This is a genomic window from Acinetobacter sp. 18QD2AZ41W (genome assembly GCF_009829025.1).
In the GTDB taxonomy this organism is placed as follows: domain Bacteria; phylum Pseudomonadota; class Gammaproteobacteria; order Pseudomonadales; family Moraxellaceae; genus Acinetobacter; species Acinetobacter pseudolwoffii.
The window spans coordinates 616,572-625,323 of the sequence record NZ_WURP01000002.1; the positions used below are offsets into that span (position 1 = coordinate 616,572).

The window sequence follows — 8,752 nt, forward strand, 5'->3', positions numbered from 1 at the left end:
AAAGAAAATAATATTTAAAACCCCTACTAAAAGTAAGAAATGAAATGTAACAAAAATTAAAATAAATCTATAATCACATGATTATTATAGTAATTATTTTTATAATTATAATATTCGTATTGATTTTGTAAAATATAAATATATATGTAAACAATTGTTAGATTATGTAAAAAAATAAATTTATAAATTATATTAAATATTAATATATACGCCGATATTTAAATTTAAAATATTATCTACCCATATATAATCATTAACAAATTCAATTAAAAAATCCCTCAAAAAATAATTTTTTAAGGGGTTTAAAATAAATTTAACCACAAAAATAAATATTTATTTTAAATAATCTAACAAGTCATCAAAGTTTTCTATTTTATATTCAGGTTGTGCACGTTGTAATTCATCTGCACTGCCATAGCCATATGTAACTGCAATAGATTTGATTCCATTGCGGTGTGCACCCAAAATATCGTATTCACGGTCACCGACCATGATGCAGCCTTCGGCCTTTAAATGTTGCTGTTCTAAAATATACTGAATCAGCTCACCTTTATTGGTTCTGTCACCATTGAGTTCGCTGCCATAAATTTCAGTAAAATACTGAGCCAGATCAAAATGCTCTAAAATCTGTTTGGCATAAACCGTCGGTTTTGCCGTAGCGACAAACAAACGATAACCACGGCGTTTCAGTTCTGCCAACGTTTCTGCCACACCCTCGAAAACGTGATTTTCATATAGGCCTTTCACTGCAAAACGTTCGCGATAAGCCATCAACGCCTGCTCAGCCAGAATATGATCGGTCTCGATATTTAAAAGTTTGGCCAGCGAGGCTTTTAAGGGAGGACCGATAATCCAGTCGATATTGATCTCATCGCTAATCGGATGACCCACCTTTTCCAGACCGTAACGCGCAGACGTGGTGATCCCCACTTTAGGATCAGTTAATGTCCCATCCAGATCAATTAAAATATTCTTAATCACAGCCCATCCCCTCTCATCAGCACCGATATAAATTAATATCGAGAGTTCATTCAAATTTGCCTATACTAATGTAATTTTAGTGAATGAAGGACATCATTTTGCGCCCTACCGTACTTTGCTTTTCCGGTTTAGACCCTTCAGGTGGAGCCGGTCTTCAGGCAGATATTGAAGCCATTGGTCAAAGTGGTGCACATGCAGCAATTGCCTGCACAGCCCTCACCATTCAAAATTCACAGCAGGTTTTTGGTTTTGAAGCGACATCTAAAGAGCTGCTGCTGGCTCAGGCCAATGCCGTGGTGAATGACCTGCCAATTCGCTGTATTAAATCTGGCATGTTAGGCACCACAGAGAATATCACAGCACTGGCGGAGTTTTTGACTGCACATCCGGACTATCTGTATGTACTCGATCCGGTTCTGGTGGCAAATAGTGGCGGTTCATTGGGCAATCAGGCGACACTGGTCAAAGCATTTACCCAACTAATTCCATTGGCTACCCTTCTAACTCCGAATACGGTTGAACTGCGTGCTTTAACAGGTGAAGAAGACCTACAGCTGGCCACTCAAAAACTATTTGATATGGGTGCACAAGCAGTTCTGGTTAAAGGCGGTCATGAAGATACGCCGGATTATATTCAGAACAGTCTGTATATCGCGGGCGAGTTGATTAATGAGACCCGCTGTCCACGTCTGGAGGGTGAATATCATGGTTCGGGTTGTTCACTGGCCAGCTTCATCGCCGGGCGCCTGGCCATGGGTGATCAACTCAAAACGGCGGTACAGCATGCAGAGACCTGGTTGTTCGGCGTATTAAAAATTGCCGACATCCCTGTTCCGAATGGTCAGAGAATTCCAAAGCGCTTCTAAGATAATATTTTTTTAAATTCAAAAGCCTGAATGATTCAGGCTTTTTTTATCACTTCTATTTTTCGAGGGTATTTCTATTTACCCTGAATGACTGTGCTTACATAGGTCGGCAAATTCCAGGCACCGCCAGCAAAGCCCTTGCATTGTACGGTCAGGCTACTGAAACTTTTGACAAATGTTTTACCATCCCATGCCCATTCATCCTGACTCAGACAATCACCCAAACCACGTACTTTATGCCCGGAAAATATCTGGCCTTGGCTAAAGGTTTCTCCGGAGGTGGTCACCAGTTGTCTCGGTTGCTTGTTTTTATCCATCAGCCAAAAACCGCTGCCCATATTATAGGTTCCACGCCAGCAAGGGATCTGAATCAGCTGATTTTGAGCATTGATGGGATAAATCATCATGACATCATCCGGCATAAAATGTTGGCTAAACAGCAAATCGCATTGATCTTCGTTAGTGCTCGCTTGCAGTTTCCGAATCATCTGCTGACCCGCCGCCGTACTCAGTTTCGCGTGAGTGATCTTGCCTGACTGATATTTGGGTATCATAATTTGCGGGATCGCTGCGGCTTTAAGCACCGCTTGACTGGATTTTTTCCCAGGCTTGATCAAGGCTGAGGGCGTAGAGAGGCAGCGCTGAAATTCATCCATCTTCAGCAAAACGGCACTGGCTCCGGCTGTCGACAAAGTCCAGCGTGATTGTGCATTCTTAAATATCAGTGGATCCGTGCCTTGAACTGCTTTTAATAAGGCTTGTGTTTGTGTACGACTCAGTTGACCTATCCCTTGCTGATCTAAACGAATAACACCATAGGGCTTGCCCGCGATTTGTAACTGAAGCTGAGCTGTCGATGCTGCAGCTTGCAGGGGTAAAATTTGGACTTTTGCTTGTACCGCACTGGTCGTTCCTGCTGCGCGTGTTAATAAAACCGAAACTGGTCGATCAATCTCCTGATCCGACTGATAACCAGAAGCGCGGCAGGTACCGGTATTGTCGCAGGCCATTTCCCAATCTTTATGTGAAAAATGCAGCCCCTGAATGGCAGCAAGACTTAATGAGCTGATACTGGCCAGACCAAATGCGACACTCATTGTTTTGATGCTGTCTATCCATTGTTGTTTCATTATTTAGTCCTTAAATTGTATTCGGCCAGCCTAGTGCGGCTTCCTCACTGGAAGGTTCCAGCCGACCACTTTGACATTCTGCACATTTGGATTCCTCGCTTCCTGCTTCGGGGTATCGATCGAATTTTCTAGCCTGTCAAAGGTCTGAATTGCACCGTCCCACATCCCGGCTCCCTGACGATAGTCTTTGAGTATATTCAGTTTTTGCTGAATGGTGTCCTGATAAAGCATGCCTGTAATCATTTACCAAGATATTGCACTTAATTTTTTAAGCTTATGACTTAACTGACGCTTTTGATCCTGCGCATCTTACGGGTTTCTAGCTGTACCGGTACTGAGGTATGTTGATGCAACAATTGCCATCGTCCCTGCTGCTTGCTGAGACACATACTGACCCGGCACCAACCCAACTGAAAAATTGGCTCAATTACCGCATAATTCACCCGAACATAGCCATCGACCAAGGCTAAATCAGTGCTCACATGAATATTGATATCTTGACGCTCTATCCGGATTCCTTCAGGTATAAAAGGCCGATATTGCAGCCAGAGCGCCTGATAGGCATCTATGCCTTTTATTTCAGTACTGACATCGACCAGACGGATATCTGGCCGGCATAATTGAATAATATCCTGGATCTCCAGACTGCATATGGCATGGTCCCATTGCTGAAGAAATGCCATGACTTCCTGAGCCAATTGTTTATCCCCAAAAACCTGCATCAAATTTTCCTCAACCGGACAAGTCAGACCTGAAATCGGGATTCAATCAACTCACCGGATTTCTGATCTTTTGTTCTTATTATTTTGCCTATGCTAAAGCGTTATTCTCGCTTTGCTCTCCCCACTGCCTGATTCGGTTCAGCTCACCTGAAGATTATTTTTTTAAATTATTTTTATTTCAATCAGGATGAATATGCCGTTTCTAGATTGGATGATTCAAAAATCAGCAGCGATTAAAAGTTACTTTAGAACTTTTATTGCATGCCTGTAAATGACATAAAGCGTCATTTAAAAATAGAAATAATTTTAGATCTGAATAAGATAGCTGACCATTACAAACCAAGTCGATCTGTTTATAAATTTCGTATGGCATTGATAAAGTTTTAAGGCATTTGATCCATGTCATATCAACAGATAAAAACCATCATTCAGATAATGGCTTTACGATAGGTCTGCTTTGGCATTTCAATAATTTCGACACAGAGCTGAATTTTTAATTCGGGCTGTGGAGCAATAGATTGCTGCATCACCTCAAGCACCAATGCAGAAATCGCCTGACGCACTTCGACACTACGTCCACTCAATAGTGAGACTTTGGCATGTGCATAGGCCTGATCTGTCCGTGGACTCAGTCCAATGACATAATCCTGCTGCATAATCGCACGACTTTTTAAATCATCGGGATCGCTGACATAGCCTGCATTGAACAATGCCTGATGCATGGCCAGCAAGAGCGGCTGAGTCTGGAGCAGATGTTGAAGATTGTCAGAATATTCCAGATGCAGATGTGGCATACGAGTGATCTCGGATCAAAAACGTGAGGATTGGGACTACATAAAAAATAAACGCTGAATTTTAGCAATGAGACGACTTATCCACCGTCTCATGTCCAGTTAAAATTCTAGTCTGATGCCAGATTTAAGCTTTCTTTACATATTCAGATTTTAGCTTCATCGGGCCCATTCCCTCGATTTTACAATCGATATCATGACCATCGGCAGCATCCGGCAATAGGCGGATACTTTTGACTTTGGTACCCACTTTCACCACTGAAGATGAACCTTTGATTTTCAGGTCTTTAATCACCGTCACGCTATCGCCGTCCGCCAGCACATTGCCATGAGCATCCTTAATGATCACTTGTTCTTCAGTAATTTCGCCTTCTTTCCACTCATGTGCACATTCAGGGCAGATCAGTAGATCGCCATCTGCATAGGTATATTCAGATTGGCATTTTGGACAGTTTGGCAGACCCATAAGAACCTCGAAAAAGAGAAAAATTAAATAAATGAAACAAATAAGATCACAGTATAGCATCTTTGCAGAGATGCGCTTTTGAACAGGAGTTTCGTTGAAGGCCAGCTCATAATCATCAAGCATTAATTATCCGGGATATGCGGATTCACCAGCAAGGAAAGTAGCTGGAATGATTCCTGCCAACTCAAATGACATACCGCAGGCGGCACTAAATCGGGATAGCCGACCTGAATAATATGCAGGCCTGTACCGACTGAAACCTTTTCAAAGATCACAGTGACTTCTATTTCACCTTGCAGATCTGGTGTCGAAAACTGATCGGTATAACGCAGTAACTGATTGGGAATCACCTCATGATAAATCCCATGAAAATGGTGCTGGGTACCAGTGGAAAAATTGGTAAAGGTGGTTTTATAGCTGCCGCCGGGTTTGACTTCCGCATGTTCTACCTTGGCAATAAAACCATGTGGTGCCAACCATTTTGCCAGGGCATCCGGGTGAACAAAAGCACGATACACCCGCTCCGGAGGTGCACTAAACACTCGATGCATTTTTAGGGTGTAACTCATTTTGCCTAGTCCCTTATTGTTATTATGTATTTTTATTGAGGGATATTGCCCTTCTCTTGTATAGACTGACCAGACCAAGCTGAGCATCCATAGAACTGATTTTACGCAATCCTCAATCTGGTATATATAATGACTATGTATCTGTATTAAAGTCCTGACATTCCGATATAACTAAATATAAAGGATAAAAAAACCCGGCAGCACCGGGGTTTTTTTATTTAAATACAGGCACAATCAGCTATTACGTAGACTGCTTTCTTCTTCATCCAGCTCATCATCATAGACATAGGCCATGCAGCCCCAACCATCATATTCACCCTGAAATTCTGCAGCGATTTTGCTGAACCACTGTTCCAGATCCACAATATCCTCGTAGGTTGGTTCCATATAGACATAAATCGTGATAATCCATTCCAGGGTCGCGCTTTCTTCATCCTGAAACAGGCTGATTTTTTGTTCTTCCTTTAAGAGATACAAGGCACAACGATCTGCCTGCTCTTCATCACTAAACACCAGCGAAAATTCGATTTCATGTGCTTCTTGCAGGTCGTCGCCATCCTGATGCATTTGCCACAGTACATTGCCATTTTCATCGTCAGGGAATTGATTGTAATCACGTGACATAGAAGTATCCTTATTATGATGCTGTTTTATTCTGCATCTAAGATTAGCTGATTTTTAGACAATTATCGAGATCCGGACAAAAAATATTATCTTTTAACCATAAATAAACATATGATTTTTATAAATATAAAAATTATCTGTCAAATGGGTATTTCTTAAATATTTACAGCCTATCACGTCCGGGAATATCGATCTTTCGCTAAAACCCTATTCGTTATCAGCTACCATCAAGACTTAGTGCGCTTGATACCTATCAAAACTATACGGTCTCTGGATGCCGGCCTTCTTGCTTCATGTGCACAACCAGCGCAGCAAACTTTAATTCCTCTAAACGTAAATCCAGATAGGATGACTGAATCGTGGCCTGACTCAGTTGCTGTCCGGTATAATTCAGCAGGACATAATCATCCCTTAAGGCTTGCAACATCTGTCCCAAATTTTCTCTGTTTAATTGAGCAAGATATAAATCTGCCTTGCTATTAAAGGCCAAACTAAAGATTTCAATGATACTTCTACGGCGGCCGTCATCGATATAATTACAACTGGCGATCTGCTGTGTTGCTATAGCCTGCTGAATTTTTTCACGTACATCGAGCAGATGCCGAGCCGCATCCGTTTCACTATATCCTGCGATCAGCTGTTGTAAAAGTTGCGGTACTGGCAGACATAAACCGTAATGCTTGGCCTGGATTTTATGTTCCAGGGCATTCACTACGTCCTCTAAGTGCTGCTGTTGCTTGGCCTGTTGATAATAACCCGCTAAACTTTTTCTGGCCTGCTGTTCAACTTCGACTAAGGCTTTCGCTTGAAACTGGGCGAGATAGTCTTTCACGCTTTCAATATAAGCCTTGAGATCATCAATCATGATCGAAGCATCCAGTTTGGTCACTTCAACAAAATTTTCGGCCTGCAAAGTCCGGTTGATAATATATTGTTCGATATCATAGATATCCTGATATTTTTTATATTTATTCAGCGCAGTCGTTAAACTGCCATGCTGTACCCGCAGTTGGGTCACGTCATAATTTAGTTCATCGACTTGAGCGTCATAATCTGCCAGTCTGCTGCGTGAATGATCCAGATTTTCCTGTAAAAACCGGATATTGCTGCGTAATGAAGCCTGGATCTTCAAGCTCCAGAGCAAGGCACATAATAAAATACTCGCGAGAACGAAAAAAGCCATACTGAGCATTGTTCTGTCCTTTAACCCCGGGCATTGCCCTAAAACATCAAATTAAAAATTTATTATAAAGTACCGGTTGATTTTGCATCACTTCGGCCAGATAATCAAAGCCATTAATCGCCACTAAGTCGTTCATTCATTTTATTTTTCTATAATTTTTTATGTGCAAGTCATACATCATGAATTGATTTGCAGCTTAAATCAAAACGATCCTGAAACAGCTAACGGTATTTTTTATATCAAAGGATATAATTTAAAAGTTTAAAATTAATGACAGTAAAATTAAAAAACCAATAGAAATAAAGATATCAAGCTTATAAAAGCAGATAAAGACAATAAAAATTCCTAAACTCATCATCAAGATATGCAGCGAGCATTCACCGGTATGTTCTACATCGACAGAAGATTGGGCAATGCATAAGTATTAGATTTCAAATAAAAAACATGAAAAACCATTAATTTTCAGAGCATTGACTGAAATAAATTCTCACAATTTTTAATTTAAGCGGTTCAGTTTAAGGGCAAATACCATTTTGAATGATTACACAAAATAGAACTAATTTGACTGGATACCATCGTTTTTATGATCCAAATCAAAACGGGACTACGACTTCAATTTCAACCGGAACACCACTCAGCGGCTGGCTAAAAGCCAGATAATTGGCATGCAAAGCCATACGATTTAAAGGACTGCGCTGTGGTTCTGGATGATAGATTTTATCGCCAGTAATGGGATGATCCAGATACAGCATATGTACTCGCAACTGATGAGAACGGCCTGTGATGGGCGTGAGTAAAACCCGACTAATGTCTTGCTGGGGCAAATATTCTATTGCCTGATATAAGGTTTTGGCAGTTTTGCCCAGTTCATAATGCACCATCTGACGCGGACGGTTTTCCCAGTCGGTCATCAAAGGCACTTCGACGCTGCCCTGACCTTCAAGTTTGCCTTGTACCAGTGCGACATAATTTTTATGCACGGTACGTGCCTGAAACATTTTACTCACCGCCACTTCTGCATCACGGTGTTTGGCAAACATCAAAATACCTGAAGTGGCCATATCCAGACGATGGGTGATTTTAGCCTGCGGATACTGGTCCAGAACCCGCAAATAAGCACTGTCATGATGTTCAGCTAAACGCCCGGGAACCGACAATAATCCGGCCGGCTTTTCAATCACCACCAGATCATCATCTTCATAAACAATATGCAACGGTTCTTGCGGTGGGCAATAGACAAAGTCGGGGTTGATGGGCATTTTAGGAATACAGCATCTGGAACAATGCGCGCAAAATAACAAGCTGTATTTAACCTGTCAATCACCGCGCATAGCCAGATAAATTAGGGTGTGTCCTCATTTGGCTTTGCACCAAATAAATATACAGGCTATACGAATCATAGATTTATAATTGCGTGCCA

At 41.4% G+C, this 8,752-nt stretch carries 11 protein-coding genes; 1 reads left to right on the forward strand and 10 read right to left on the reverse strand.

The features are described 5' to 3' along the window. Positions 1 to 333 precede the first annotated feature (333 nt). Positions 334 to 981: an HAD family hydrolase gene (locus GVV58_RS05875; RefSeq protein WP_159516153.1), complete on the reverse strand. Its 648-nt coding sequence runs from the start codon at positions 979 to 981 to the stop codon at positions 334 to 336. A 98-nt stretch (positions 982 to 1,079) separates the two neighbouring features. Between GVV58_RS05875 and GVV58_RS05880 the strand changes: the two genes are divergently transcribed. Next, positions 1,080 to 1,847: a hydroxymethylpyrimidine/phosphomethylpyrimidine kinase gene (locus GVV58_RS05880; RefSeq protein WP_159516154.1), complete on the forward strand. Its 768-nt coding sequence runs from the start codon at positions 1,080 to 1,082 to the stop codon at positions 1,845 to 1,847. Positions 1,848 to 1,921: 74 nt separating this feature from the next. Here GVV58_RS05880 and GVV58_RS05885 read toward each other — a convergent pair whose 3' ends face one another. The 9 genes from GVV58_RS05885 to GVV58_RS05925 form a co-directional block, all read right to left on the reverse strand. Further along, a complete protein-coding gene (locus GVV58_RS05885) occupies positions 1,922 to 2,977 on the reverse strand; it encodes a DUF1176 domain-containing protein (protein WP_159516155.1) in 1,056 nt (351 codons plus the stop codon). A gap of 30 nt (positions 2,978 to 3,007) precedes the next feature. Next, positions 3,008 to 3,208, reverse strand: coding sequence for a hypothetical protein (locus tag GVV58_RS05890; protein ID WP_244881220.1), 201 nt, complete (start codon positions 3,206 to 3,208; stop codon positions 3,008 to 3,010). 50 nt (positions 3,209 to 3,258) lie between these two features. Further along, entirely contained in the window at positions 3,259 to 3,699 is a 441-nt protein-coding gene (locus GVV58_RS05895) for a nuclear transport factor 2 family protein (RefSeq protein ID WP_159516156.1), read from the reverse strand. A 428-nt stretch (positions 3,700 to 4,127) separates the two neighbouring features. Further along, a complete protein-coding gene (locus GVV58_RS05900; protein ID WP_159516157.1) occupies positions 4,128 to 4,493 on the reverse strand; it encodes a 5-carboxymethyl-2-hydroxymuconate isomerase in 366 nt (121 codons plus the stop codon). A gap of 124 nt (positions 4,494 to 4,617) precedes the next feature. Then, positions 4,618 to 4,956: a zinc ribbon domain-containing protein YjdM gene (locus tag GVV58_RS05905; RefSeq protein WP_005097964.1), complete on the reverse strand. Its 339-nt coding sequence runs from the start codon at positions 4,954 to 4,956 to the stop codon at positions 4,618 to 4,620. A 122-nt stretch (positions 4,957 to 5,078) separates the two neighbouring features. Further along, the gene (locus GVV58_RS05910; protein ID WP_005169565.1) at positions 5,079 to 5,525 is read right to left on the reverse strand and encodes an SRPBCC domain-containing protein; all 447 of its coding nucleotides are present in this window, start codon (positions 5,523 to 5,525) and stop codon (positions 5,079 to 5,081) included. 234 nt (positions 5,526 to 5,759) lie between these two features. Then, positions 5,760 to 6,149, reverse strand: coding sequence for a ribonuclease E inhibitor RraB (locus GVV58_RS05915; protein ID WP_005097967.1), 390 nt, complete (start codon positions 6,147 to 6,149; stop codon positions 5,760 to 5,762). Between the two features lie 259 nt (positions 6,150 to 6,408). Further along, positions 6,409 to 7,341 carry a DUF4041 domain-containing protein gene (locus tag GVV58_RS05920; protein WP_159516158.1) on the reverse strand — a complete coding sequence of 311 codons (933 nt, stop codon included), beginning with the start codon at positions 7,339 to 7,341 and terminating at the stop codon, positions 6,409 to 6,411. A gap of 584 nt (positions 7,342 to 7,925) precedes the next feature. Beyond that, entirely contained in the window at positions 7,926 to 8,591 is a 666-nt protein-coding gene (locus GVV58_RS05925; protein ID WP_159516159.1) for a pseudouridine synthase, read from the reverse strand. Positions 8,592 to 8,752 lie beyond the last annotated feature (161 nt).